The organism is Lactobacillus acidophilus (assembly GCF_034298135.1).
GTDB classification, from domain to species: Bacteria; Bacillota; Bacilli; order Lactobacillales; family Lactobacillaceae; genus Lactobacillus; species Lactobacillus acidophilus.
This window is the reverse complement of sequence record NZ_CP139575.1, coordinates 1,481,902-1,507,364: the sequence shown is the minus strand read 5'-3', so window position 1 is coordinate 1,507,364 and position 25,463 is coordinate 1,481,902. Positions and strand designations below refer to the sequence as shown.

Here is a 25,463-nt window from a genome sequence, read left to right as displayed (position 1 = left end):
GACAGAAAGGAGAACAATCAATGAGCCGTATTGGTTTAAAGACTATTGAAGTCCCTGACAGTGTCACTGTTACCAAGGAAGGTGACAATATTACTGTTAAGGGCCCTAAGGGTGAATTAACTAGATACTTTGATCCAAAGATCACTTTTGAACAAAATGATGGCGAAATTAACTTTTCACGTTCAAGTGAAAGTGACAAAGCACTTCACGGTACTGAAAGAGCTAACTTAGCTTCAATGATCGAAGGTGTACTTAATGGTTACAAGAAGACTTTGAAGTTAATCGGTGTTGGTTACCGTGCACAAGCACAAGGTAATAAGATTACTTTAAATGTTGGTTACTCACACCCAGTTGTATTGACTGCACCAGAAGGTGTTTCTGTAAAGGCAACTTCAGCAACTGATGTAGAAGTTGAAGGTGTTTCAAAGCAAGATGTAGGTCAATTTGCAGCTGAAATCCGCGCCGTACGTCCACCAGAACCTTATAAGGGTAAGGGTATTCGTTATGTTGATGAATACGTACGTCGTAAGGAAGGTAAGACTGGTAAGTAATAAGTAGTTATTTTTGAGGTGAAATTGTGATTTCTAAACCAGATAAAAACAAGTTACGCTTAAAGCGTCACAGACGTATTCGTGGAAAAATTTCTGGTACTGCTGAGCGCCCACGCTTAAGCATTTTTCGTTCAAATAAAAACATCTACGCTCAATTAATTGATGACGTAGCGGGTGTTACGCTTGCAAGTGCCTCAACTTTGGATGAAAATGTATCAGATGCAACTAAGTTAGAACAAGCTGCTGCTGTTGGTAAGGCAATTGCCGAAGCTGCAAAGGCTAAGAACATTTCTACTGTTGTATTCGACAGAAGTGGTTATTTATACCACGGCCGTATTCAAGCATTAGCTGATGCTGCTCGTGAAAACGGATTAGATTTCTAGGAAAGGAGAATTAACACATGGCAAACCGCAATGATTCTCGTAACAATCGCAGAAACAAAGACGATATCGAAGATCAATTAGTCGCTGTCAACCGTATTACTAAGGTTGTTAAAGGTGGCCGTCGCATGAGATTTGCTGCTCTTGTTGTTGTTGGTGACAAGAAGGGCCGCGTAGGTTTTGGTACTGGTAAAGCTCAAGAAGTCCCAGAAGCAATCCGTAAGGCTGTAGAAGACGGTAAGAAGAAGATGATCAACGTACCTAAGGTTGGTACTACTATTCCTCACGAAGTTATTGGTCACTATGGTTCAGGTAACATTTTATTGAAGCCTGCCGAAGCTGGTTCCGGTGTTGCTGCCGGTGGTGCCGTACGTATCGTTATGGATATGGCTGGTATTTCAGACGTAACTTCAAAGTCACTTGGTTCTAATACTCCAATCAACGTTGTTCGTGCAACTATTGATGGTTTAAAGAAGCTTAGAACTAGCGAAGAAGTAAGTAAACTTCGTCAACCTGAAAGAGCTTAAGATTAGGGAGATCATAGATGACTGATTTAAAGATTACTTTAATTAGAAGTGCTGCTCACCGTCTACCTGAACAAAGAAAGATCGTTAAAGCTCTTGGTTTAGGTAGAGTAGATAGTACTGTTGTTCTTCCAGACAACGCTGCTACTCGTGGTGCATTATTGAAAATTGCTCACTTAATCTCTGTTGAAGAGATTAATAAATAAGATATCGAGGAGGTGCCGAATTAATGAAGCTTCATGAATTACATTCTGCTGAAGGTTCACGTCGTAACAGAAAGCGTGTTGGTCGTGGTACTTCAAGTGGTTACGGTAAGACTTCAGGCCGTGGTCAAAAGGGTCAATTGGCTCGTCAAGGCGGTCACACACGTTTAGGTTTTGAAGGTGGTCAAATGCCATTATTCAGAACTATGCCAAAGCGTGGTTTTAAGAATGTTAACCGTAAGGAATACGCAATCGTAAATTTAGATGACTTAAATAAGTTTGAAGATGGCAGTGAAGTAACTGTTGCAACTCTTAAGGAAAACGGTTTGGTAAAGAAAGAATTATCAGGCGTTAAGTTACTTGGCAACGGTGAATTAAAAGTTAAATTGACTGTAAAGGTTAATAAAGTTTCCGCAGCTGCCAAAGAAGCAGTTGAAGCCGCTGGCGGAACTGTTGAGGTGATCTAATGTTTTCGACCTTGAAGAACGCCTTTAAGGATAAAGAAATTAGAAATAAAATTTATTTCACTCTTTTTATTCTTTTAATATACAGGATTGGTGCTAATATTACCGTTCCTGGTGTTAATGCAAAGGCGATCACACAGGTTGCTCAAACTGGATTAGTTCCAATGCTGGATACTGTATCCGGTGGTGGACTAGATAACTATTCAATATTTTCATTGGGTGTTTCCCCGTATATTACGGCGCAGATCGTAATTCAACTTTTACAAATGGATATTGTTCCGACATTAGTCGAATGGGGGAAGCAAGGGGAAGTTGGTAGACGTAAAACCAATCAAGTAACAAGGTATTTAACTTTAGTTGTTGCTTTTGTTCAAAGTATTGGTATTACGTTAGGATTCAACGCCTTAACTCAAATGGGGTTAGTTAAAAATCAAACACCCCAGACTTATGTAGAAATTGCCATTATTATGACTGCTGGAACGATGTTATTAACATGGTTAGGTGATGAAATCACTGATAAGGGTCTTGGAAATGGTGTATCAGTAATTATTTTTGCTGGTATTATTGCAAGATTACCAAGTGGCTTATGGCAAATTTACAAAGAAGAAATTATTAACAATAGTGCCAGTGATCGTTGGCAAGGTATTTTGTTCTTCATCGCGGTTATAGTTGCAATCCTTATCGTAACTCAATTAGTTACGTGGGTTGAACAGGCTGATCGTCGCATTCCCATTCAATATACAAGAAGAGCGACGATTAGTGGTTCTGAAAGTTTTCTACCATTAAAAGTTAATGTATCTGGGGTTATTCCAGTTATTTTTGCCAGTTCATTTATTATTACGCCGGCAACAATTTTAATGGCCTTTCAAAGAACCCAAGGCGATCAACAATGGTTTAAAGTATTGAATCAAATCTTTAGTTTACAAACTACTCCTGGTGTTATCATCTACACTCTTTTAATTATTTTATTTACTTTCTTCTACGCTTTTGTTCAGGTTAACCCTGAGAAGCTAGCAGAAAACTTACAAAAACAGGGTGCTTATATTCCTAGCGTTTGGCCAGGTAAAGATACACAGAATTATATTTCAAAGATGTTGATCAAGTTATCAACTGTAGGTTCAATATTTTTAGGTTTAGTTGCTCTATTGCCTCAATTGGCTACTAACTTTTGGAATCTCCCAAGTTCCATTGGTTTAGGAGGAACAAGTCTTTTAATTGTGATTGGGGTTGTTCTTGAGTTATCTCGTCAAATTAACGGCTTGTTAATGAAGAGAGAATATGTTGGATTCATCAGATAGGAACGGAAAAAATGATTAACTTAATTCTTTTAGGTTTACCAGGTGCTGGTAAAGGTACAGCATCAGAAAGAATCGTCGATAAATATCACTTAACTCATATCTCAACTGGAGATATGTTTAGGGAAGCAATGGCAAACAAGACTAAAGTTGGTCTTGAAGCTAAGAGCTACATTGATAAAGGTAACTTAGTACCAGATGAAGTTACTGCAAGATTAGTTGAAGAACGTTTAAGTCAACCTGATATTAAAGAAGGTTATATCTTAGATGGTTTTCCAAGAACTACTGTGCAAGCAGAACTTTTAGAAGGTATTACTAAGCGTTTGAAGAAGCCATTAACTAATGTCATTGCGCTTGAAGTTGATGAAGATACTTTGATTAAGCGTTTATCAGCAAGATACATGTGTAAAAATTGTGGTGCTACGTACAACAAGATTTCTAAGCAACCTAAAGTTGAAGGTACTTGTGATCGTTGTGGTAGTCATGAATTTTATCAACGTGAAGATGATAAGCCAGAAGTTGTTAAGAATCGTCTTGAAGTTAATGAAAAGATGAATGCACCTTTGAAGGACTTTTACCAAAAGAAAGGTTTGCTTACTATAATTAATGGTGAACAAACTCCAGAAAAAGTCTTTGAAGACATTGATGCGGTATTGAGCAATAATCAATAAGAAAGATTTGTATAATTTTTTATCCGTGTTATAATTTCAAAGTATGACTGTTTAATTGCGGAGGAACAACTTTGGCAAAAGATGATGTCATTGAAGTAGAAGGTAAGGTAGTTGATACCTTACCTAATGCTATGTTTAAAGTTGAATTGGAAAATGGAGCTACTATTTTAGCACACGTTTCAGGTAAGATTAGAATGCATTACATTCGTATCTTGCCAGGAGACCGTGTAACAGTTGAGTTATCTCCATATGATTTAACTAAAGGTAGAATTACGTATCGATTTATAAAGTAATATAACGGAGGGAAACATGAAGGTTAGACCATCTGTTAAACCAATGTGTGAACATTGTAAAGTTATTAAGAGACATGGCCGTGTTATGGTAATTTGCCCAGCAAATCCAAAACACAAGCAACGTCAAGGTTAATAGAGAATAGAGGAGGTGTAGTTTATGGCTCGTATTGCTGGTGTTGACTTACCAAGAGATAAGCGAATCGTTGTTGCCTTAACATACATTTATGGTATTGGTGATGCAACTGCTAAGAAGATTTGTGCTGACGCTGGTGTGTCTGAAGATATTCGTTCAAAGGATTTGACTCCAGAAGATCAAGAAAAGCTTCGTGCTGAAGTAGATAAGTACCGTGTTGAAGGTGACTTACGTCGTGAAGTAAGCATGAACATTAAGCGCTTAGTTGATATTGGTTCTTATCGTGGTATTCGTCACCGCCGTGGACTTCCAGTTCGTGGCCAAAATACCAAGAATAATGCTCGTACTCGTAAGGGTACTAAGAGAAACCGTTAATTTAATTTATAAGGAGGTTTATTGATGCCTGCAAAGAAAACAGCACGTAAGCGTCGTGTGAAGAAGCATGTTGAAAGCGGTGTGGCACACATTCACTCAACGTTTAATAATACTTTAGTCATGATTACTGACGTTCAAGGTAATGCAGTTGCTTGGTCTTCAGCTGGTGCATTGGGTTTCAAGGGTAGTCGTAAGTCTACTCCATTTGCAGCTCAAATGGCAGCTGAAGCAGCAGCTAAGAGTGCAATGGACCAAGGTATGAAACATGTAGAAGTTTCTGTTAAAGGTCCTGGTGCTGGTCGTGAATCTGCTATTAGATCACTTCAAGCAACTGGTCTTGAAATTACTGCAATTCGTGACGTTACGCCAGTTCCCCACAATGGTTCCAGACCACCAAAACGTCGTCGTGCTTAATTTTGTCCATGATATTATAGGACGTTACGTTTTGAAAGGGGCCCAGTAATGATTGAATTTGAAAAACCAAATATTACCGTTGTTGAACAAGAAGATTCTTACGGTAAGTTTGTTGTTGAACCACTTGAGCGAGGCTTTGGTACTACTTTAGGTAATTCTTTAAGAAGAGTATTACTTACTTCTATTCCGGGTACTGGACTTGTTTATGTGCAAATTGATGGCGTTTTACACGAGTTCTCAACAGTTCCTGGCGTTAGAGAAGATGTAACCAAAATCATTTTGAATTTAAAGAAGCTTGAATTAAAGTCTCTTTCAGATGAACAAAAGGTTATTGAATTAGACGTTGAAGGTCCTGCCACAGTGACTGCTGATGATCTTAAAGTTGATGCAGATGTTCAAGTCTTAAATCCAGATCAATATATTTGTACCATTGCTGAAGGTGGACACTTGCACATGGAACTCGCCGTAAAAAATGGTAGAGGATACGTTGCAGCAAGTGACAATAAGAGTGATGATATGCCAATCGGAGTAATTCCTGTTGATTCTCTATTCTCACCAATTAAAAAGGCTAATTACCAAGTTGAATCAACTCGTGTTGGTAAGAGAGACGATTTTGACAAACTCACTTTTGAGATTTGGACTGACGGTTCAATCAAGCCTAATGACGCCCTTAGTTTTGCTGCTAAAATTTTAGTTGAACATTTCAAGGTGTTTGAATCAGCTGATGCAAATACTAAATTCAGCGAAGTAATGGTGGAAAAGGAAGACGATAAGAAAGAAAAGAAGCTCGAAATGACAATTGAAGAACTTGATCTTTCTGTTCGTTCATATAACTGCCTGAAACGTGCTGGCATTAACACTCTTCAAGAGTTGACTGATAAGACAGAATCAGATATGATGCGTGTACGTAACTTAGGACGTAAATCATTGGAAGAAGTAAAGAATAAATTAACTGACTTAGGTCTTTCACTTCGTCAAGAAGACTAGTTAGTAATAAAAGGAGGCAAACCCATGGCATACCGTAAATTAGGTCGCGATAGTGCTCACAGAAAAGCAATGCTAAGAGAAATGACTACTCAATTAATCATGAACGAACGCATTGTTACTACTGAAACTCGTGCTAAAGAAGTTCGTAAGACTGCCGAAAAGATGATCACTTTAGGTAAGCGCGGCGATTTAGCTTCAAGAAGAAAGGCTGCAGCATTTGTACGTAACGAAGTTGCAGATATCCACGAAGAAAAGGATGCAGTTGTTGTTAAGTCAGCATTGCAAAAGCTTTTTAGTGATGTAGCACCTCGTTACAAGGATCGTAATGGTGGTTACACTAGAATTATGAAGTTAGCTGTTCCTCGTAAAGGTGACGCTGCTCCAATGGTTATTCTTGAATTAGTTTAATCTAGAATAATCACAACTTAATACGTATTAAGAATTATCCATGAAAGTGAGAATAAGCGTAAAGATGATGGCGTAAGCTTAGTCTAGCTTAGATGATTAAGAATCATCCCTCTTCATGGGTGATTTTTTTGCTCTTTTTTCTGTTACAATTACTAATATGTAATTATCTTTATGAAAGGAGAGTGTAATAGTGTCAAAAAACAACGCCGTTGAATTTAGACATGTTTCATTTACTTATCCTGATACTGAAAAGCCTGTCCTCAATGATATTAATTTTAAAATTAGGTCAGGTTCATGGACTGCATTAATAGGACATAATGGAAGTGGTAAATCTACAATTTCAAAATTGACAAATGGTTTGCTTCTACCTGATGCTGATGCAAATAGTAAAATTATTGTTTCGGGTATAACTTTAAATTCTAAAACTGTATGGAATGTTAGAGAAAAAGTAGGTATTGTATTCCAAAATCCAGATAATCAATTTGTTGGTGCTACTGTAGGTGATGATGTAGCTTTTGGATTGGAGAATAGGGGAGTACCTAGAAATGAAATGATTAGAATTGTTAATCGAGTTTTATCTGATGTTGGTATGTTAGATTATATAAATGCAGAGCCAGCTAATCTTTCTGGAGGACAGAAGCAACGGGTGGCAATCGCTGGTATTCTTGCGGTAGAACCAGATATTATTATCTTGGATGAATCGACATCGATGCTTGATCCTAATGGGAGAAACCAAATTCTTAAAATAATTAGACAATTGATGATCGATAAAAATTTAACTATTATATCAATTACTCATGATATTGATGAAGCAAGTTTAGCAGACGATGTAATTGTTTTAAATGATGGGAAAATTCTTGCTCAAAGTGGTCCAATAGATATTTTCAGTAAACCAGAATTATTACAAGAAATAGGTTTAGATATACCATTTGTAGAAAAAGTAATTTTAAAGTTAAAGGAAACTGGAATTAAAGTGCCACAAAGTATAAAAACACAAGATGAATTGGAGCAATATCTATGTCAATTAAATTCAAAAAAGTAGATTATATATATTCTCCAGAAACTCCAATGGAGAAAAAAGGGTTAGATAATGTTTCATTTGAATTAGCTGATAATAGTTTTGTTGCATTGATTGGACATACAGGAAGTGGTAAGTCTACTTTAATGCAGCATTTTAACGCTTTATTGAAGCCTAGTGCCGGGGTAATTAACATTGTGGGATACCATATTACACCTGAGACAAGTAATAAAAATTTAAAACGATTACGCAAAAAAGTAAGTCTCGTTTTTCAGTTCCCTGAAGTTCAATTGTTTGAAAATACGGTTCTAGAAGATATTGAATTTGGACCTAAGAATTTCGGTGCAACTGAAGAAGAAGCTAAAAATAAGGCACTTAAATGGATGAAGAAAGTGGGGATATCTGAAGAACTTGCTTCTAAATCTCCTTTTGAATTATCTGGTGGACAAATGAGAAGAGTAGCTATTGCAGGTGTAATGGCGATTGAGCCTCAGATTTTATGTCTGGATGAACCTGCGGCAGGCTTGGATCCAAAATCTCGGCACGATATGATGCAATTGTTTTTAGATTATCAAAAAGCAGGTCATACTGTAATTTTGGTTACACATAATATGGATGATGTTGCAGAGTATGCAAATGATGTACTCGTAATGGAAAAGGGAAAATTAATTAAGCATGATACTCCTGAAAATATTTTTGCAGATAGAAAATGGCTGAAAAAGCATAATTTATCTGAGCCTGTTACTGGTATATTTGCATCAGAATTAAATAATTATAAATTTTTAAAAAATCCATTAACAATTGATCAATTAATTGATGGGATTAAAAATAACCTAGAGGGTGAATTTTATGAGTAAGATAATTGTTGGTAGATATATTCCGGGGCATTCTCTTATTTATAAAATGGATCCCCGAGGGAAATTATTAATTACTATTTTATTTATTTTTGTAATTTTTTTAGCTAACAATCCGTTAACATATGCAATCATTACTTTATTTTGCTTTTTAGCAGTTTTTGCTACAGGATTAAAAATAAATGTATTTTGGGATGGAGTTAAACCTTTGATTGGGTTAATATTCTTTACATCGCTATTACAGCTATTTTTTATGACGGGTGGTAAGATCTATTGGCAATGGTGGATTTTTACACTTTCAAGCTATGGTTTGATTAATGCAATTTATATTTTTATTAGATTTACACTAATTATTTTGATATCAACTGTAATGACTGTTACCACAATGCCTTTGGAAATTGCAGATGCAATGGAGTGGTTACTTAAACCGCTAAAAATATTTAAAGTTCCAGTAGATAAAATTGCATTAGTAATTTCGATTGCTTTGCGCTTCGTGCCTACGTTATTTGATGAAACGTTAAAAATAATGAATGCACAAAGATCACGTGGGGCTGATTTTAATGATGGCGGATTAATAAAAAGGGCAAAAGCAGTTACACCAATTTTAGTTCCTTTGTTTATTCATTCGTTAGAGACAGCTCTTGATTTGTCAACTGCAATGGAATCAAGAGGATATCGGGGAAGTAGCGGTAGAACGAAATATCGTGTATTAAATTGGTCAAAATATGATTTGATTTCTTTAGGCTATTTTGTACTTTTAGTAGGATTATTATTAATTTTTAGGACACACTAATTATGTTAACTAGATATAAAATGACAATGGCCTATGATGGGCACTTATTTCATGGCTTTCAATTACAGCCTGATCAAAGAACTGTTCAGGGAACAGTTGAAGATGCTTTGAAAAAAATGACTAAGGGGAAAAGAATAATTGTTCAAGGTTCTGGTAGAACTGATGCAGGTGTTCATGCAATTGGACAAGTGATACATTTTGATTATCCAGGCAAAGAAATACCAGCGAATAGGATGATTTTAGCATTAAATTCGATGATGCCAACGGATATTGTATTTACGGATTGTCAGATAGTTGATGAGGACTTTCATGCTAGATATTCAATAAAAGGAAAGTGGTATCGATATCGATTAAGTTTAGATTACTTTGTAAACCCATTTAAAAGATTTTATACAGGGCATTTTCCTTATCAATTAGATCTTGAAAAAATGAGAATAGCGGCCCAAGATCTATTAGGAAAACACGATTTTACTAGTTTTGCTGCAAGTGGTGGACAAATTAAAGATAAAGTCAGAACAATTTATTATATTAATATCACTAAGGATGAAAAAGAAAATGAAATAGTATTTGATTTTATCGGTTCAGGTTTTCTTTATAATATGGTTAGAATTATGGTCGCAGCCTTACTTGAAATAGGTAATGAGCGTCGACCTTTACATGACTTGCGGCGAGTAATTGCAGCTAAAGATAGACAAGAAGTTCGACAAACAGCTCAGGGAAGTGGCTTATATTTGTATCATGTTTTTTATGATGAAATACCGCAAAAATATCGTCAGGACCAGTATTTATAATTGACATTTTTCCTAAAAGGACGTACTCTAGTATAGTATGTTTGTCCACGATAGGCCCCGGAAACTTATTGTTTTCAAACTGCAAATAAACGGAGGAATTTAAATTGCGTACTACACCATTAGCAAAATCTAGTGAAATCGAACGTAAGTGGTACATTATTGATGCAACTGACGTATCTCTTGGTCGTCTTTCTGCAGCTGTAGCCACTATTTTGAGAGGTAAGAACAAGCCTCAATACACACCTAATGTTGATTGCGGTGATAACGTTATTGTTGTCAACGCTTCAAAGATTAAGTTGACTGGTAAAAAGGCTTCAGACAAGTTCTACTACCACCACTCATCATGGCGCGGTGGCTTGAAGGCTGTTTCTTACGGTGAGTTGCTTGCTAATAACCCAGTTAAGATGGTTGAAATCTCAGTTAAGGGCATGCTTCCAAAGAACACTCTTGGTCACCAAGAATTCTTGAAGATGCACGTTTATGCTGGTGAAGATCACAAGCATGAAGCACAAAAGCCTGAAAAGTTAGATATTAACAAATTAATCTAGGAGGTTAAATAATGGCACAACAAGCTGCATACACAGGTACTGGTCGCCGCAAGGACTCAGTTGCACGTGTTCGTTTAGTACCAGGTAACGGTAAGATTACTGTTAACGGTAAAGATATTGATCAATACATTCCATTCCCTAACTTAGTTAAGGACTTAAAGCAACCTTTAACTTTAACTGAAACTGAAGGTCAATACGACATTCACGTTAACGTTAACGGTGGTGGTTTCTCAGGTCAAGCTGGAGCTATCCGTCTTGGTATCGCTCGTGCTCTTCTTGAAGTTGACCCAGACTTCCGTGGTCCACTTAAGAAGGCAGGTTTCTTGACTCGTGACCCAAGAATGAAGGAAAGAAAGAAGCCAGGTTTGAAGAAAGCCCGTAAAGCTTCACAATTCTCAAAGCGTTAATCTTTGGATTTTACGTTTATATATCAAAAAGCATTCCCAAGTGGAATGCTTTTTTTGTTAGATAGATTTGGTTGAAGATTCATAGGAGTTTATAAAAGATTGTTAGAAAGTAAATTAGACGATATTTTAGATCAAGTGGATGAAAAGGCATATACGACAGCATATTTGGACTTTTTTCCAAAGACTTTTCAATTTGATAATGATAAATTTGATGAGTTTGAAAATTGCATTGATGGATAATAATAATTTGGCTTTGGTTTTATATGAAGGTGGAATGAGATTAAGTTTTTATAATTTAACAGCTAATCAAAGAGAAGTGGCTGAAAAGTTAGTAATATCTCAAGGCTTTTATTTTAAAGAATCGCACTAATACTTTTGTTTAATTCTAATAATGTAATCAAAAAAGACTTGAAGAACATATATCTTCAAGCCTTTGAATTGCGCTAAAAATTATAAACTATCTTGAATATTTTCAGCTAAGTAGTCGTAAAGCATACCCTTCTTTAATGCCTTGGTATCAACACCTAAAGCTTCCGCGATCGCATAAGCAAATGCCCATGCGGTAGCAGGACCACGGCTGGTTATAATCTTATGTTTGTCATCAGTAACAGTGATTCTTTCTGAAAAATGAGCATTTGGTTGATCCTCTAAGCATTCATCTTGAATACCTGGATAGCAAGTAAAGTCAGCATCATCTAAAACACCATAATGAGCAAGTGCACGAGGAGCAGCGCACATAGCAGCATCCCATTTACCCGCTTCATGACGCTTAACCATTAAGTCACGCAATTTTTCATTATCACGCAAGTTAGCTGAACCATTCATTCCGCCAGGGAATGCAACTAAATCATAGTCGAGCAAACCATCGTTGACAACTTTATCGCAAGTAATTTCAATGTGGTGATCGCCATCAACTTTTTTGCTAGTTAAGCCAACCATATCACACTCTACATTTAATCGGCGAAGTACATCGACAATACTTAAACCTTCAACTTCTTCACAACCATCTGCAAAGACCACAGCAACTTTTGTCATTAAAAGTCATCCTTTCTTTTTATCATGCTGATTCTATTATACTAGTTAATTAACGTCTAAATAAAATGAGAGATCTGATAATTTACTGAGATGGAGCGTAGGACGAGGTGAAATTGGAATCTTATCTTTTTTAGGAGCAAGCCAAAGTGATTTTAAATTGGCATTTTCAGCACCTTGAATTTCTTCATCTAAATTAGTACCAATTACTAAAATATTGTCGGGATCAATATCAGGATGATCTTTAAGAATTTTGAAAAAGATATTTTTATTAGGCAATTTTTCTTTAAAGTCATCAGCAAAATAAGCATGATCAAATAAGCTAAGTAGTTCTGTCGGCATAAGTCGCGGTTCTATTTGTTCTTTTGTTTCTTTTGCGAGTAAGATTAAAGATACTTTGCTGCTGATTTCATCTAAAAATTCAATTGCGCCTTTAACTAATCTAGTTTGTTTCTTCATTTCATTGTCAAAAATGGTATGCGTTTCACTAAGATCATTTTTTAAAAAAGTAGACAAAGATAGATCAATTTGTTCAGTAATTGATAGAGTTTTGAATTGCTTTTGCAAACTGGTATATCTTAATCTCTCAGCTGGTCCCCAATCAAGACCGAAGTATTTTAAGGTTTGACGCAAGGCAGTTTTAACAGCTAGTTTTTCATTTAAAAGGCTGCCTTCTGGAATGAAAATTAATGTATTAAATGTAGACATACAGTACCTTCTTTTTACGTTAGTAATCATTAGAATTATAATTAATTAGACAATTTTAGGAAAGGAATTAGAAATGACAATTTGGACAATTATTTTCTTACTAATTGGTGGAGTAGCAGGTGGATTGTTATCATCTGTTGCTTCAATGGCTTCACTAGCATCATATCCAGTATTGCTTGCGGTTGGTATCCCACCTGTTTATGCTAATGTGACTAATGATGCAGCTCTAATTTGGACAAGTATAGGCTCGACTATTTCTTCAACCAAAGAGTTAAAGGGACATTGGAAGGAAACATGGTTTTATACGATATTTACTGTTATTGGGTCGGTAATGGGATGTGTGTTACTTCTTTCATTTCCATCTAGTGTTTTTGAAAAAGCTGTACCTTTTTTTATTGCATTTTCAGGAATTATGATCATCATTTCGGGTAAGCATAATGCATTAAACACAGCTAAACAGCCAATGTGGTTGAAAATAGTATATTTAGTTGCACTTTTAATTATGGGTGTTTACACAGGATATTTTGGTGCGGCAGGTGGAGTTATTGTATTAGTTCTTTTAACATATATTACTAATGAAAAATTTATTGTAATTAATGCGATAAAAAATGTAGTTTGTGGATTTGCTAATTTGGTAGCTTTAATTATTTTTATGTTCACGTCACGAATTTATTGGTTACAAGCTATTCCGCTTGCTATTGGTATGTTCATTGGTGGTTATATTGGACCAGCCATTTTAAGAAGAGTTCCAGAAAAACCAGTTAGAATTTTTATTGCTGCATTGGCATTTACACAAGCAGGATACTTCTTTTATACCGCATATTTGCGTTAAGTTTGATACAATGTTTATTAATGAAAAAGGAGGGTTAATATGGCAACAGAAGTTTATTTAGTTCGTCATGGTGAAACGATGTTCAACCAATTGAATAAAGTTCAAGGTTGGTGCGATTCTCCATTAACAGTTAAGGGGATTAATGATTTAAAAAGAACTGCTAATGCTTTAAGTCAAGTACACTTTGATAATATGTATTCGTCAGACCTAAAAAGAGCGATTGATACTGTTCATTTAATGAAAGATGCTAATGTGGTTTCGGATATTGGGAAAATTAGAAAGTTGCCAGAATTTCGTGAAGTTTTCTTTGGAACTTTCGAGGGTGATGATATTAACCAAACTTGGGATCAAGTAGCGATGGCTGCAGGAATCGGGCATGAAGATGATGTGGCCAAAATTATTAATAAGGTTGGATTAGACAAATTCCGTGAAGCAACTAAGAAGGCAGATCCACGTCATTTAGCAGAAAATACTCAAGAATTAGATAAAAGAATGATTCGTGGGATTAATGTTTTACGCGATCTAACTAAAGATGAACAAAGAGTATTATTAGTGAGTCACGGAGATTTTATAAAGACATTAACTATTAAATACTGGAAGGACAGTGATGGTATCCATGATATTGTCTTTCCAAATAATGGTAGTGTTACTCGTGGAATTTTGCATGATGATGGAAAATTCGAAATTGTTGATTACAACATCGATGCTGAAAAACTATAAAAGAGTCCTACTGCATAAGTAGGGCCTTTTTTGGTACACTGATAACGAAAGGAAAATTTAGATGAATAAGGACCATACAACTAAACGTTATGTGTTTGTTACACTGCTTAATGTTATTATTACTATCGCAGAATTTTTGGGCGGTATTTTTTCAGGATCATTAGCGCTTTTATCTGATGCTGTCCATAATTTAAGCGATGTGGGTGCGATTATTTTATCTTTTATAGCGCATTTAATTAGTAGAAGAAGTCGGAATAATAATAAGACTTTTGGTTATGAAAGAGCAGAAACATTGGCAGCTTTTACTAATGGTGTAGTTCTAATCGTAATCAGTGTAGTGTTATTTGTGGAAGCAATCCAACGCTTCTGGGAGCCAGAACATATCCATGGTGGTATTATGCTGGTAGTATCAATTATTGGCTTGCTTGCTAATATAATTTCTATGCTTGCTATGCATAGGGATGCCAAAGGTAACTTAAATGTTCGCTCAACATTTATTCATATGCTTAGTGATGCCTTATCTAGTGTAGCTGTTGTAATTGGTGCGGTGTTTATTTACTTTTGGAATGTTACTTGGCTTGACCCTGTATTAACTATCTTGGTTTCATTGTTTGTTTTACATGAAGCCTATGAAATTACTATGAAAGCTGCTAATGTTTTGATGGAATCCAATCCCGATATTGATCTTGATAAAGTTAATGAAATAGTCCTATCTTTTCCAAAAGTAACTAATATTCACCATGTTCATGTATGGCGCTATAGTGATGATTTTATAATGATGGATGCGCATATAAATGTTGCACCAGATATGTGTGCAGATGAGCTAGAACAACTCTATCAAGAAATTGGTAAAAAGCTAAAGAAAGAATTAGGCATCAATCATATAACTTTACAGGCAGAATGTAAGCGAGGACAAAATGACGATATGATTGTGCCAGGACGTGGAAATAACGAAGATTAGGTGAAGAGATGTTTTCAGTAAATATTTTTACAGCTGTAATTGTATTAATTATGGGTATCTATGATATGTCCTATGCATTTAACAGGCGTAAACAGCCCACGAATAAAGGCGGAATTGTAGCTTTTATGATTTTGGGAGTGATTTTTACAATAGCTGGAATAATAATGATTATTAGATCTTTGGTGGGATAAAATTGCAAAGTTAGTATTAGTTAGACATGGTGAAAGTGTTGCGAATGCTGAAAATGTTTATACAGGATGGAATGATGTTCCATTAACTGAAAAGGGAAAGCAACAAGCAAAAAAAGCAGGAAAATTAATTAATACTATTACTGATTTTGCACCAACTCATATTCATACATCTGTTTTATCAAGGGCTATTGTTACTGCTAATATAGTAGCTGATACATGTGGTTTATTATGGTTACCTATGACTAAGACATGGAGACTAAATGAACGCCACTATGGTGCTTTAAGAGGCCTTAATAAAGATGTTTCACGTAAGGTGTTTGGTGTAGAACAAGTTTTATTATGGCGTAGAGGTTTTAATTCGATTCCTCCGGCACAAGGATCACCAGTAATTGATCGTCGTTATAAATTATGTGACCAGCACTTGATGCCAAGAGCAGAAAGTTTACATCAAACTCAAAATAGATTAATGCCATATTACTATGATCATATTGCTCCTAAATTACTCAATGGCGAAGATCAATTAATTGTTGCACATGGTTCTAGTTTAAGAGCTTTAATTAAAAAACTCGAAAATATTAACGATCATGATATTGTTAATCTAGAAGTCCCTAATGCAGAGCCAATTGTTTATACTATGGATGATCAATTGAATATTATAAATAAAAAAATTTTACGTTAAATGCAGTTAAAGCTGCATTTTTTGTGCTCTGAATAAGGATTTTCTTTTATCTATGGTAAAATCTATAGTGATTTCTAGAAATATTTAGTTTGGAGTATTAGGCATGCGTAAATTATTTTTATTGCGAGGTGCACCTGGCTCCGGTAAATCTTCTTTTATTGCACGTCATCACTTAACGCCTTATGCGATCAGTCGTGATCAAATTAGGTTATTATTGGCGGATTTAACAGTTTATTATCAAGAGGATGCGGATGTATTACACCAAGTTATTCCGCGGCACGTAACAGTGCGTACTGAGCAAATGGTGGATCACCTTGTAGAACACAAGATGGAACATGGGGAAACTGTGATTGTCGATGGAACTCATATTGTTCCAAGTGCAATCGAGCATTTTAAACCATGGGTAGAAAAATATCATTATGAATGCTTCGTAGTAGATTTGATGCAGCATAATACGCTAGAGAATTTACTTAAGCGTAATCAAACAAGAATGCATTATGACTGGGTTAAACCAGAAGTAGTAAAGCAAATGTATCGCTCATATGAAGCACATCCAGAAGTACCATATTGGGCACATAAAATAGTTCCAAATCAAATGGAACATGCTTTATCACAAAAGGAAAGTAATCTAGATCGTTACTCACATGTAATTGCTATCCCAGATAAAGTTGATGAAAAAGATTTCCCACATGTTCATATTTCGAATTTTTATTTTTCTTTTAATGAAAAATTTACTGAAAAGTATGGCACATATCGAAATGTAGTTTCAATTGCGAAAACTGAAGAGGAAGCTGTAAAACAGTTTAAATTACCATATTTTGTTTTTAAGTTTCACCATAAGCATTTCTTAATTTCTGCATACCCAATCAGAAATGAAATGTTGGATCCTATTAGAAAAGTAAAGGGAGTTTGGACATATTCGACAGGATTATACAATGTGGCAGATTTTATTAAAGAATTTCCAGAAAATCCTAAACAACATGTTCACCAATTTAACTTAAGCAAATTAGATCCAACACGTTTGCTACATATTTGGTAAAAGAAAAGAGTTATGTATCAATTTGATACATAACTCTTTTTAGTCAGCTATTAAAAATCAAATGCTAAAGCACCCATTGGATCCCATGGTAATAATTGGATTGGATCTTTAACACCTTCATCGTAGGCTTTCTTTAAGTCGTCTGGCAAGAATTTCTTGTTGATAACAGCTTGGTAAACAAATGAATCAAACCATTTGTCGCTCATTACAAAGTAACCTTTGAAGCCAGGCTTTTCGCCCCATGAGTTTTCGATCTTCCACTTAGTTGGTTTGCCATCAACAATATCAACACCAGTGATAACCATAGCATGGTCCATCATACTTTCACCAGAATCAAGCTTTTCAGCCTTTGACATTGAAAAGTCCACGTCAAATAATTCGTCACGTCTGTAAAGGTCAGTATCAAGAAGACCAGCTCTTCTTTCTGAGTCCTTAACAACGTTTGAACCAAACCATACAACTTCGCCGCTCTTTAGTTGCTTGATGATTAAGTCTTTCATTTCATCAACCTTTAAGTTCAAGTGACGAACTTGACGACCACCTTCAACATTACCTAAGTATTCAACTGAGAATACTTTATGGAATGGCTTGTCACTAGTTGGAGCATTGATAGTTGAGATGTGGTCTTCAAGGTCCATACCAACATATTTATCAAAGAATTCCTTTGGAGTAATGTCCTTATCAATATGGTAATTCTTGTCATCGTCACGATATTCGAAGTTAAATTTCTTTGGTGGAACGCCAAGTGAAACAGCTAGTACGCGGAAGACATCGTTAAGCATTTCTTCCTTACGAGTTTGAATTTCTTCTTCTGACTTACCATCGTTAACCAATTTACGTAATTCTAGACCATCTTTACGAAGCAAGGTGTTTAAAGTGTCGTTTAATGCACTTGAGTTAGTTGCATTAGCAGTTTCTGGGTAAACACTCTTTGGTACGATACCGTATTTTTCAATAATGCCACAAAGCATATCCCATTGACCACCGTCTTGTTGTGGAGTGGCAAACAAGAATGAAACTTTGCGATCGCCGAGTGGCTTATCTGCAGTTGCAATAACATTTTCAAAGAACCAGTTTGACTTTTCAAATTTATCCCAGAAGTTGGTGTAATTTTGAGATAATTCGAAGTCCTTCAATTGGAATTTCTTTTGAAGTGGGTGACGCATGGTATTTAATGCGCTGAACATCCAGCAACGACCGGATTGCTTTTGGTCAGCTGGTTTACCAGTTTCAATTTCAATTGAAAAAGTTGGATCAAGATCAATTTTAGTTTGTAAATCTTGACTTGCTTTAAAAATGCCATTTTCTTGTGCTGCACGGCTGGCAACTTTATAAGCTGGGTGATTAGTTAAATCTTGTTCAAATTTATTAATAGTATCCTTAGAAATTTCTTTTGACATTAATTTTTTCCTCCTTTTATCATAATTATTATTTTAAAACATAAAATTATGTCCGTCTATCATCGAAAATTTAATCTTGGTAAGGTTTGTGATACCAGATATTTTTAAGATCGGGATACTTTTCAAAATATTTGATGGCAATGGGATCGAGTACCCAGATAGGATAGTCAGTATTTTTCACATAGGTAATAACTTCTTGCATTAATAAACTTAATTCATGTTCATCATGCTCATCAGGATTTAAAAAAATATGGTTCATTACCCAGACAGTTTTGTCTTTGCGCTGAATTAAATCGATATCAGTACTAGAAGTTATTTGTTTATCACTGCCATTTCTTTGAATAAAATACTTTTTTGTGTCAGTCATTTTACGTCCTTTTTCTAAAAAATATTGCAATGTTTTACGTAATTAATAATGAGGCTTAATGTTTTGCCCTAATTAAAAACATTGTAAAATATATAACTGTCAAAAGAAAAGAATAAATGGGGGTTAACAGAATGAAAACACGCGGATTTGAAGTAGTTGCTAAGTATCAAGATAAAAATATTAATTTGCCTAGAAGACAAACTTTAGCCAGTGCTGGTTATGATATCGAAGCTGCAGAAGATATAACCATTCCCAGTATTTGGCGTTTGAATTTTGTGCGAATTTTTAGATTAATTAGAAATGGACATCAGCTTTATGAGCGTGATTATGAAATGTGTGATCAAACATTAAAGCCAATTTTGGTGCCAACAGGACTTAAAGCATATATGCCCGAAGATGAAGTACTTATTTTAGCTAACCGTTCATCAAATACTTTTAAAAGAAATTTGGCATTACCAAATGGAATTGGTGTAATTGATGCTGATTATTACAACAATCCTAATAATGAAGGGGAAATATTTGTTCAAGTGCTTAATTATGGTGTTCGTCCACTTCATATTCATAAAGGTGACCGTATTGCTCAAGGGATTTTTATTAAATATCTAAAAACTGATGATGATGATCCAATTAGTCGACAAAGGGTTAGCGGTTTTGGTTCAACAAACGAAAAGAAGGATGATTAATGGCAAGGGTAAAAACTCAATATAAATGTCGCTCCTGTGGTTACATTTCTGCTAGTTATTTAGGTAGATGTCCTAACTGTGGAGCATGGAATCAATTTGAAAAAGAAACTGAAGAAGTACAAAAACGTTCAACAAAAGCTACAGCTAGCCGTTTAATCCAAAAAACTGGCGTAAATGAACCAGTAAAGCTAGATAAAATTAAAGCGGAAAAAGAAGAGAGAATTTCTACTAAATCAGAAGAATTAAATCGTGTTTTAGGTGGCGGAATTGTACCTGGATCGCTTGTATTAATCGGTGGAGATCCTGGAATTGGTAAATCAACTTTAATGTTGCAAATTATGAGTGATTTGGCAGAAAAGCATAAAGTATTATACGTTTCCGGAGAAGAATCAGCTAATCAAATTAAGCTAAGAGCTGATCGGTTAGGAATCGGACAGAGTAACATGCTTTTATATCCTGAAAGTGATATGCATGATATTCGTGAACAAATTAATGATGTTAAACCTGATTTTGTAGTTATTGATTCAATTCAAACAATGAATGAACCTAGCTTAGATTCTATGACAGGTTCTGCCTCACAGGTTCGTGAAGTAACTAGTGAATTGATGAAAATCGCAAAAATGGATGCAATTACTGTTTTTGTAATTGGACATGTAACTAAAGAGGGTGCAATTGCGGGACCTAAAATTATGGAACATATGGTAGATACTGTTCTATATTTTGAAGGGGATGAGCACCATACTTATAGAATTTTACATTCTGTGAAAAATCGTTTTGGTGCTGCTAATGAAATTGGCATGTTTGAAATGGTGAATGAAGGGTTAAAAGAAGTAACTAATCCGTCAGCTATTTTTCTTGATCAAAGATTACCAAATTCGACTGGTTCAGCAGTAGTTGTTTCTTTGGAAGGAACACGCCCGCTTTTGGCAGAAATTCAGGCTTTGGTTACGCCAACGGCATTTGGTTATGCAAAAAGAACAACGTCAGGGATTGATTATAATAGGGCTGCTCTTTTACTGGCAGTACTTGAAAAGCGTGGTAATTTGATGTTGCAAAACCAAGATGTATATTTGACTGCTACTGGTGGGATTAAGTTGAATGAGCCTGCGATTGATTTGGCGATTGCAATGTCTGTTGCATCTAGTTATACAGACAAAGAAATTTCACCAACTGATTGTTTTGTAGGTGAAGTAGGTTTAACGGGAGAAATCCGTAGAGTAGATAAAATTGAAGCTAGAGTAAAAGAAGCTGCTAAAGTTGGTTTTAAGCGAATTTTTATTCCTAAACACAATATGTATCAAGGATTAACTAATAACGGAATAGAAGTTATTCCAGTTTCAAGCATTCCGCAAGCGTTAAAATTAGTTTTTAATTAGCACAGATTGAATTCTTACTATATAACGAGTAAACTAGGAGTGTTTGAATCTACTAAATTTTGAAAGAGGCATGAATTTTGGCTAAAGAAAAAATCCGTGTAAGATATGCACCAAGTCCAACCGGTCACTTACACATCGGTAACGCACGTACTGCACTTTTTAACTATTTATTCGCCCGTCATAATAAGGGTACTATGGTATTGAGAATCGAAGATACCGACCAAAAACGTAATGTTAAAGGCGGTTCTAAATCTCAAATGGAAAACCTTCACTGGTTAGGAATTGACTGGGATGAAGGTCCAGATAAAGGTGGAGACTACGGTCCATATCGCCAATCAGAAAGAAAAGACATTTACCAAAAGTATATTGATCAATTACTTGAAGAAGGTAAAGCATACTACTCATACAAGACTGAAGAAGAACTTGAAGAGCAACGTGAAGAACAACGTGCTATGGGTGTTGCTCCTCACTACACTTACGAATATGAAGGTATGACTGCTGATGAAATTAAGCAAGCTCAAGAAGAGGCTAAGGCTAAGGGCTTAAAGCCAGTTGTACGTATTCATATTCCAGAAATGGAAACGTATTCATGGGATGATATTGTTAAAGGTCATCTTGAATTTGAATCAGATACCATTGGTGGTGACTTCGTTATTCAAAAGCGTGATGGTATGCCAACTTATAACTTCGCAGTTGTAGTTGATGATCACTTAATGAAGATTACTCATGTTCTTCGTGGTGACGATCACGTTTCAAATACTCCTAAGCAATTAGTAGTTTATGAAGCACTTGGTTGGGAACCACCTAAGTTTGGTCACATGACTTTGATCATTAACTCAGAAACTGGTAAGAAGCTTTCTAAGCGTGATGAATCTGTTCTTCAATTTATTGAACAATATCGTGATCTTGGTTACTTACCAGATGCAATGTTCAACTTCATTACACTTCTTGGTTGGTCACCAAAGGGTGAAAATGAAATCTTCACTAAGCGTGAATTCATTAAGCAATTTGATCCAGCACGTTTATCTAAGTCACCTGCTGCTTTTGACCAAAAGAAGCTTGAATGGATTAACAACCAATATATCAAGAAGGCAGATCGTGATACTTTGCTTGACTTGTCATTGAACAATTTACAAGAAGCTGGCTTGGTTGATGAACACCCAACACCAGAAAAAATGGAATGGATTCGTCAACTTGTAAACATTTACGCCGTTCAAATGTCTTACACTAAGCAAATTGTTGATATGGCTAAGATTTTCTTCGAAGATGCTAAGGAACTTTCTGATGAAGAAATCGAAGAAATCAAGAATGATGATGGTCGTGCAGTAATTGAAGAATTTAAGAAGCAATTAGACCTTATTCCAAGATTTACTGCAGTTCAAATTATGGGTGCTATTCAAGCAACTCGTAAGGCAACTGGTATAAAGGGTAGAAAATTATTTATGCCAGTAAGAATTGCTACTACTCGTTCAATGGTAGGACCTGGTATCGGTGAAGCCATGGAACTTTTGGGTAAGGATCGTGTTGTAAAACACATTGATTTGACTTTGAAGCAAATGAGCGATAACAATCTTTAATTTAAAAAAGAATAATTAAAAGAAGAAGCTGCAGATAACTGCAACTTCTTTTTCTTTCTGCTAAAATAAAAAATAGCTATTTTCATAGAAGGGATAAGTGTTAGCCGTGAGAATTTATAATACACTGACGCGTAAAAAAGAAGAATTTAAACCATTGGTTCCAGGACAAATCAGCATGTATGTGTGTGGACCAACGGTGTATAACTATATTCACATCGGTAATGCTCGTAGTTCAATTGCCTTTGATACTATTAGACGTTATTTTGAATATAAGGGCTATCAAGTAAAATATGTATCTAATTTTACGGATGTTGATGATAAGATGATCAATGAAGCTCGCGCTGAAAAAATCACTGTACCTGAGCTTGCTGAGAAATTTATTAATGCCTTTTTAGAGGATACAACAGCTTTAAATATTGAACCTGCAACACTTCATCCTCGAGCAACTCATGAAATTAAAGATATTATCAATTTTGTTAAGGTATTAATTGATAAAGGCTATGCTTATGAAGTAGACGGTGATGTTTATTATCGCGCTAAGAAGTTTCAACATTATGGTGAACTTAGTGATCAAAATATTGAACAGCTTGAAGAAGGAGCTTCAGAGCATATTAACGATGAAGAACAAAATCGTAAGGAAGATCCTATTGATTTTGCTCTTTGGAAAGCGCAAAAAGGACCTGATGAAATTGCTTGGGATTCTCCTTGGGGCAAGGGACGTCCAGGCTGGCACATTGAATGTTCAGTTATGAGCACTAAGTATTTGGGCAACACAATTGATATTCATGGTGGTGGTCAAGATTTGGAATTCCCACACCATGAAAATGAAATTGCTCAAAGTGAAGCTAAAACAGATCAAAAATTTGTTAATTACTGGATGCATAATGGCTTTGTAACAGTGGGCAAAGATCAGGAAAAGATGTCTAAATCTTTGCATAATTTTGTAACTGTGCATGATATTTTAAGGAAAATCGATCCTCAAGTATTACGCTTCTTTATGGCTAGTGTACAATATCGTCGTCAAATTAACTATTCTGAAGAAAATTTAAAGCAAGCTGCAACTATTTTAGATAGATTCAAGAATACTTTGACCAATATTAATTATCGTATTGCTGATGATACACCAACTAAGACTTCGGAAGATCTTGTTAAGGCGATTAATGAAACTGAAGAAAAATTCGTCGCAGCAATGGATGACGATTTTAATGTTCAAAATGCTTTAACATCAATTTATGATTTATTGCCAGTCGTTAATGCAAATGCAAATAGCGATAATGTAGATAAGGATGCTTTAAAGCTATTTGAAGAAAAATTAGCCGCTTGGCTTTTAGTATTTGGTGTGGATATCAAAAAGCTATGTGCGCAAACTACTGGTTCAAATGATGAAGAGATTGAAGAACTGGTAAGTAAGCGTGATGAAGCACGTAACAATAAGGATTGGGCAACTAGTGACCAAATTCGTGATCAATTAAAAGAAATGGGCATTACTATTCAAGATACCCCGCAAGGGACAAGGTGGACACGTGATTAAAACTAAGAAGTTAATTGAAAAAGATGTAGATCCTGATACTTTAAATGGGCAGACTTTGGCTTATTTAGGGGATGCAGTTTATGAAGTAATTATTCGTCGTCACTTAGTAAAGGGCGGTATTGTGAAGCCTCAAGTTTTACAACGTGAAGCAACTCATTACGTTTCCGCTAAAGCTCAAGCTGCATTGATTACTAAAATGCAGGACGAAGAAAAATTGACTGAAGCTGAATTAGCTGCTTTTCGTCGTGGTCGTAATGCTAAAAGTCATACTAAAGCCAAAAATACTAGTTTAAAAACTTATCAATTATCAACTGGTTTTGAAGCCATGATTGGTTATCTAGATTTATTGAATAAAAATGATCGTATTCAAGAACTTGCTGATTGGTGCATTGAGACTGTAGAAGAGGATGGATTAAAAGATTATGACTTCAAATAAAGATTTCGTATTTGGTCGCCATGCTGGACTAGATTATTTAAAAACACAAAATGCCGATAAAATTAATAAAGTATTTTTACAACATGGTATTCAAGAAGATTTCGCTAATCAAGTTTATGCTTTGAGCAAGAAAAAGCGATTAGTGGTTCAAAGTGTACCTAAGAATAAACTTGATCGTTTAGTTGATGGTGGTAATCACCAAGGCTTAGTTTTAGCAATATCAAGTTTTGATTATGCAGATTTAGGAAAGATGCTAGATAAGTTTGATGAAGATGGAAAAGAGCCATTTTTGTTGATGCTTGACTCAATTGAAGATCCGCATAATTTAGGCTCAATTTTACGTACGGCAGATGCTACAGGTGTTGATGGGGTCATTATTCCTAAGCGTCATGCAACGGGGTTAACTTCTGTGGTAGCTAAAACATCAACTGGTGCGATTGACTATGTTCCGGTGGCCCGTGTTAATAATTTGGTTCAAACTACCAAGGAATTAAAGAAACGTGGATATTGGTTCTTTGGTACCGATATGGCAGGAGTAGATTATCGTGAATGGAACGCTAAGGGCAAGACTGTTTTGGTTATAGGTAACGAAGGTAAGGGGATTGCACCGCTTTTGAAGAAGCAAATGGATCAAACAATTACTTTGCCAATGATTGGTCATGTTCAATCATTAAACGCAAGTGTTGCAACTGGCGTTTTGCTTTACCAAGCTTATAATAGTAGACATCCTTTGAAATAATAAAAAGGCAGACAAAAATTATCTTTTGTTTGCCTTTTTTGATACAAAATTTTCAATATGTCAGAATAAACATCCGTTTTCTT

The 25,463-nt window shown here is 35.5% G+C and carries 36 protein-coding genes; 32 read left to right on the top strand and 4 right to left on the bottom strand.

Annotation, left to right across the window (positions count from 1 at the left end):
* Nucleotides 1-20: 20 nt before the first annotated feature.
* The 20 genes from rplF (at nt 21) to SO785_RS07115 (ending at nt 11,349) form a co-directional block, all read left to right on the top strand.
* Nucleotides 21-551 carry a 50S ribosomal protein L6 gene (rplF, locus tag SO785_RS07210; RefSeq protein WP_003549039.1) on the top strand — a complete coding sequence of 177 codons (531 nt, stop codon included), beginning with the start codon at nt 21-23 and terminating at the stop codon, nt 549-551.
* Between the two features lie 26 nt (nt 552-577).
* On the top strand, nt 578-934 hold the full coding sequence (gene rplR / locus SO785_RS07205; protein WP_003549040.1) for a 50S ribosomal protein L18: 357 nt from the start codon (nt 578-580) through the stop codon (nt 932-934).
* Nucleotides 935-951: 17 nt separating this feature from the next.
* Entirely contained in the window at nt 952-1,458 is a 507-nt protein-coding gene (gene rpsE / locus SO785_RS07200; protein ID WP_003549041.1) for a 30S ribosomal protein S5, read from the top strand.
* 17 nt (nt 1,459-1,475) lie between these two features.
* Nucleotides 1,476-1,661 (top strand): 50S ribosomal protein L30, encoded by a 186-nt coding sequence (gene rpmD / locus SO785_RS07195; RefSeq protein WP_003549042.1) that lies wholly within the window; start codon nt 1,476-1,478, stop codon nt 1,659-1,661.
* A 23-nt stretch (nt 1,662-1,684) separates the two neighbouring features.
* Complete coding sequence (gene rplO / locus SO785_RS07190; protein WP_003549043.1) at nt 1,685-2,125, top strand: 50S ribosomal protein L15; 441 nt, start codon at nt 1,685-1,687, stop codon at nt 2,123-2,125.
* Entirely contained in the window at nt 2,125-3,420 is a 1,296-nt protein-coding gene (gene secY, locus SO785_RS07185) for a preprotein translocase subunit SecY (RefSeq protein ID WP_003549044.1), read from the top strand. The genes rplO and secY overlap by 1 nt, the downstream gene beginning before the upstream one ends.
* Nucleotides 3,421-3,431: 11 nt before the next feature.
* The gene (locus SO785_RS07180) at nt 3,432-4,088 is read left to right on the top strand and encodes an adenylate kinase (RefSeq protein WP_003549045.1); all 657 of its coding nucleotides are present in this window, start codon (nt 3,432-3,434) and stop codon (nt 4,086-4,088) included.
* Nucleotides 4,089-4,159: 71 nt separating this feature from the next.
* A complete protein-coding gene (gene infA, locus SO785_RS07175; RefSeq protein ID WP_002878178.1) occupies nt 4,160-4,381 on the top strand; it encodes a translation initiation factor IF-1 in 222 nt (73 codons plus the stop codon).
* Between the two features lie 16 nt (nt 4,382-4,397).
* Nucleotides 4,398-4,514 carry a 50S ribosomal protein L36 gene (gene rpmJ, locus SO785_RS07170; protein WP_002878160.1) on the top strand — a complete coding sequence of 39 codons (117 nt, stop codon included), beginning with the start codon at nt 4,398-4,400 and terminating at the stop codon, nt 4,512-4,514.
* Between the two features lie 24 nt (nt 4,515-4,538).
* A complete protein-coding gene (gene rpsM, locus SO785_RS07165; RefSeq protein ID WP_003549046.1) occupies nt 4,539-4,889 on the top strand; it encodes a 30S ribosomal protein S13 in 351 nt (116 codons plus the stop codon).
* Nucleotides 4,890-4,913: 24 nt separating this feature from the next.
* A complete protein-coding gene (gene rpsK, locus SO785_RS07160) occupies nt 4,914-5,303 on the top strand; it encodes a 30S ribosomal protein S11 (protein ID WP_015613292.1) in 390 nt (129 codons plus the stop codon).
* A gap of 48 nt (nt 5,304-5,351) precedes the next feature.
* Complete coding sequence (locus SO785_RS07155) at nt 5,352-6,290, top strand: DNA-directed RNA polymerase subunit alpha (RefSeq protein ID WP_021874022.1); 939 nt, start codon at nt 5,352-5,354, stop codon at nt 6,288-6,290.
* Nucleotides 6,291-6,314: 24 nt separating this feature from the next.
* Nucleotides 6,315-6,698 carry a 50S ribosomal protein L17 gene (gene rplQ / locus SO785_RS07150; protein WP_003549049.1) on the top strand — a complete coding sequence of 128 codons (384 nt, stop codon included), beginning with the start codon at nt 6,315-6,317 and terminating at the stop codon, nt 6,696-6,698.
* A gap of 190 nt (nt 6,699-6,888) precedes the next feature.
* A complete protein-coding gene (locus SO785_RS07145; protein ID WP_003549050.1) occupies nt 6,889-7,740 on the top strand; it encodes an energy-coupling factor transporter ATPase in 852 nt (283 codons plus the stop codon).
* A complete protein-coding gene (locus tag SO785_RS07140; protein WP_003549051.1) occupies nt 7,716-8,573 on the top strand; it encodes an energy-coupling factor transporter ATPase in 858 nt (285 codons plus the stop codon). Before SO785_RS07145 ends, SO785_RS07140 begins: the two co-directional genes overlap by 25 nt.
* Nucleotides 8,566-9,363 (top strand): energy-coupling factor transporter transmembrane component T family protein, encoded by a 798-nt coding sequence (locus SO785_RS07135; RefSeq protein ID WP_003549052.1) that lies wholly within the window; start codon nt 8,566-8,568, stop codon nt 9,361-9,363. Before SO785_RS07140 ends, SO785_RS07135 begins: the two co-directional genes overlap by 8 nt.
* 2 nt (nt 9,364-9,365) lie before the next feature.
* Entirely contained in the window at nt 9,366-10,154 is a 789-nt protein-coding gene (gene truA, locus SO785_RS07130) for a tRNA pseudouridine(38-40) synthase TruA (protein WP_003549053.1), read from the top strand.
* Between the two features lie 104 nt (nt 10,155-10,258).
* The gene (gene rplM, locus SO785_RS07125; protein WP_003549054.1) at nt 10,259-10,702 is read left to right on the top strand and encodes a 50S ribosomal protein L13; all 444 of its coding nucleotides are present in this window, start codon (nt 10,259-10,261) and stop codon (nt 10,700-10,702) included.
* An 11-nt stretch (nt 10,703-10,713) separates the two neighbouring features.
* A complete protein-coding gene (rpsI, locus tag SO785_RS07120) occupies nt 10,714-11,109 on the top strand; it encodes a 30S ribosomal protein S9 (RefSeq protein WP_003549055.1) in 396 nt (131 codons plus the stop codon).
* 99 nt (nt 11,110-11,208) lie between these two features.
* Complete coding sequence (locus SO785_RS07115) at nt 11,209-11,349, top strand: hypothetical protein (protein ID WP_003549067.1); 141 nt, start codon at nt 11,209-11,211, stop codon at nt 11,347-11,349.
* 210 nt (nt 11,350-11,559) lie between these two features.
* Here SO785_RS07115 and SO785_RS07110 read toward each other — a convergent pair whose 3' ends face one another.
* Nucleotides 11,560-12,144 carry a DJ-1 family glyoxalase III gene (locus SO785_RS07110; RefSeq protein WP_003549069.1) on the bottom strand — a complete coding sequence of 195 codons (585 nt, stop codon included), beginning with the start codon at nt 12,142-12,144 and terminating at the stop codon, nt 11,560-11,562.
* Between the two features lie 45 nt (nt 12,145-12,189).
* On the bottom strand, nt 12,190-12,849 hold the full coding sequence (locus SO785_RS07105) for an HAD family hydrolase (RefSeq protein ID WP_003549070.1): 660 nt from the start codon (nt 12,847-12,849) through the stop codon (nt 12,190-12,192).
* Nucleotides 12,850-12,922: 73 nt separating this feature from the next.
* On the opposite strand from SO785_RS07105, the gene SO785_RS07100 reads away from it, so the two are divergent.
* The 6 genes from SO785_RS07100 to SO785_RS07075 all read left to right on the top strand — a co-directional run bounded on the left by SO785_RS07100 (nt 12,923) and on the right by SO785_RS07075 (nt 17,271).
* Nucleotides 12,923-13,681: a sulfite exporter TauE/SafE family protein gene (locus SO785_RS07100; RefSeq protein WP_003549071.1), complete on the top strand. Its 759-nt coding sequence runs from the start codon at nt 12,923-12,925 to the stop codon at nt 13,679-13,681.
* A gap of 39 nt (nt 13,682-13,720) precedes the next feature.
* Nucleotides 13,721-14,401 carry a histidine phosphatase family protein gene (locus SO785_RS07095; RefSeq protein WP_003549072.1) on the top strand — a complete coding sequence of 227 codons (681 nt, stop codon included), beginning with the start codon at nt 13,721-13,723 and terminating at the stop codon, nt 14,399-14,401.
* Nucleotides 14,402-14,462: 61 nt separating this feature from the next.
* Nucleotides 14,463-15,362 (top strand): cation diffusion facilitator family transporter, encoded by a 900-nt coding sequence (locus SO785_RS07090; RefSeq protein ID WP_003549073.1) that lies wholly within the window; start codon nt 14,463-14,465, stop codon nt 15,360-15,362.
* Between the two features lie 8 nt (nt 15,363-15,370).
* The gene (locus tag SO785_RS07085) at nt 15,371-15,553 is read left to right on the top strand and encodes a hypothetical protein (protein WP_003549074.1); all 183 of its coding nucleotides are present in this window, start codon (nt 15,371-15,373) and stop codon (nt 15,551-15,553) included.
* A gap of 1 nt (nt 15,554) precedes the next feature.
* A complete protein-coding gene (locus SO785_RS07080) occupies nt 15,555-16,232 on the top strand; it encodes a 2,3-bisphosphoglycerate-dependent phosphoglycerate mutase (RefSeq protein WP_021721658.1) in 678 nt (225 codons plus the stop codon).
* Nucleotides 16,233-16,335: 103 nt separating this feature from the next.
* Complete coding sequence (locus SO785_RS07075) at nt 16,336-17,271, top strand: AAA family ATPase (RefSeq protein WP_003549076.1); 936 nt, start codon at nt 16,336-16,338, stop codon at nt 17,269-17,271.
* A gap of 50 nt (nt 17,272-17,321) precedes the next feature.
* Here SO785_RS07075 and pepC read toward each other — a convergent pair whose 3' ends face one another.
* Together pepC and SO785_RS07065 are read right to left on the bottom strand one after the other, a co-directional pair.
* On the bottom strand, nt 17,322-18,671 hold the full coding sequence (pepC, locus tag SO785_RS07070; RefSeq protein ID WP_003549077.1) for an aminopeptidase C: 1,350 nt from the start codon (nt 18,669-18,671) through the stop codon (nt 17,322-17,324).
* 70 nt (nt 18,672-18,741) lie between these two features.
* Entirely contained in the window at nt 18,742-19,038 is a 297-nt protein-coding gene (locus SO785_RS07065; protein ID WP_003549078.1) for a hypothetical protein, read from the bottom strand.
* Between the two features lie 131 nt (nt 19,039-19,169).
* On the opposite strand from SO785_RS07065, the gene SO785_RS07060 reads away from it, so the two are divergent.
* From SO785_RS07060 to rlmB, 6 genes are all read left to right on the top strand, one after another.
* The gene (locus tag SO785_RS07060) at nt 19,170-19,721 is read left to right on the top strand and encodes a dCTP deaminase/dUTPase family protein (protein ID WP_011254121.1); all 552 of its coding nucleotides are present in this window, start codon (nt 19,170-19,172) and stop codon (nt 19,719-19,721) included.
* Nucleotides 19,721-21,097: a DNA repair protein RadA gene (gene radA / locus SO785_RS07055; protein ID WP_003549080.1), complete on the top strand. Its 1,377-nt coding sequence runs from the start codon at nt 19,721-19,723 to the stop codon at nt 21,095-21,097. The genes SO785_RS07060 and radA overlap by 1 nt, the downstream gene beginning before the upstream one ends.
* A gap of 77 nt (nt 21,098-21,174) precedes the next feature.
* Nucleotides 21,175-22,674 (top strand): glutamate--tRNA ligase, encoded by a 1,500-nt coding sequence (gltX, locus tag SO785_RS07050; protein ID WP_003549081.1) that lies wholly within the window; start codon nt 21,175-21,177, stop codon nt 22,672-22,674.
* A 106-nt stretch (nt 22,675-22,780) separates the two neighbouring features.
* A complete protein-coding gene (gene cysS, locus SO785_RS07045; protein ID WP_419773398.1) occupies nt 22,781-24,205 on the top strand; it encodes a cysteine--tRNA ligase in 1,425 nt (474 codons plus the stop codon).
* A complete protein-coding gene (locus tag SO785_RS07040; protein WP_003549083.1) occupies nt 24,198-24,641 on the top strand; it encodes a Mini-ribonuclease 3 in 444 nt (147 codons plus the stop codon). Before cysS ends, SO785_RS07040 begins: the two co-directional genes overlap by 8 nt.
* The gene (rlmB, locus tag SO785_RS07035; RefSeq protein WP_003549084.1) at nt 24,628-25,380 is read left to right on the top strand and encodes a 23S rRNA (guanosine(2251)-2'-O)-methyltransferase RlmB; all 753 of its coding nucleotides are present in this window, start codon (nt 24,628-24,630) and stop codon (nt 25,378-25,380) included. Before SO785_RS07040 ends, rlmB begins: the two co-directional genes overlap by 14 nt.
* Nucleotides 25,381-25,463 lie beyond the last annotated feature (83 nt).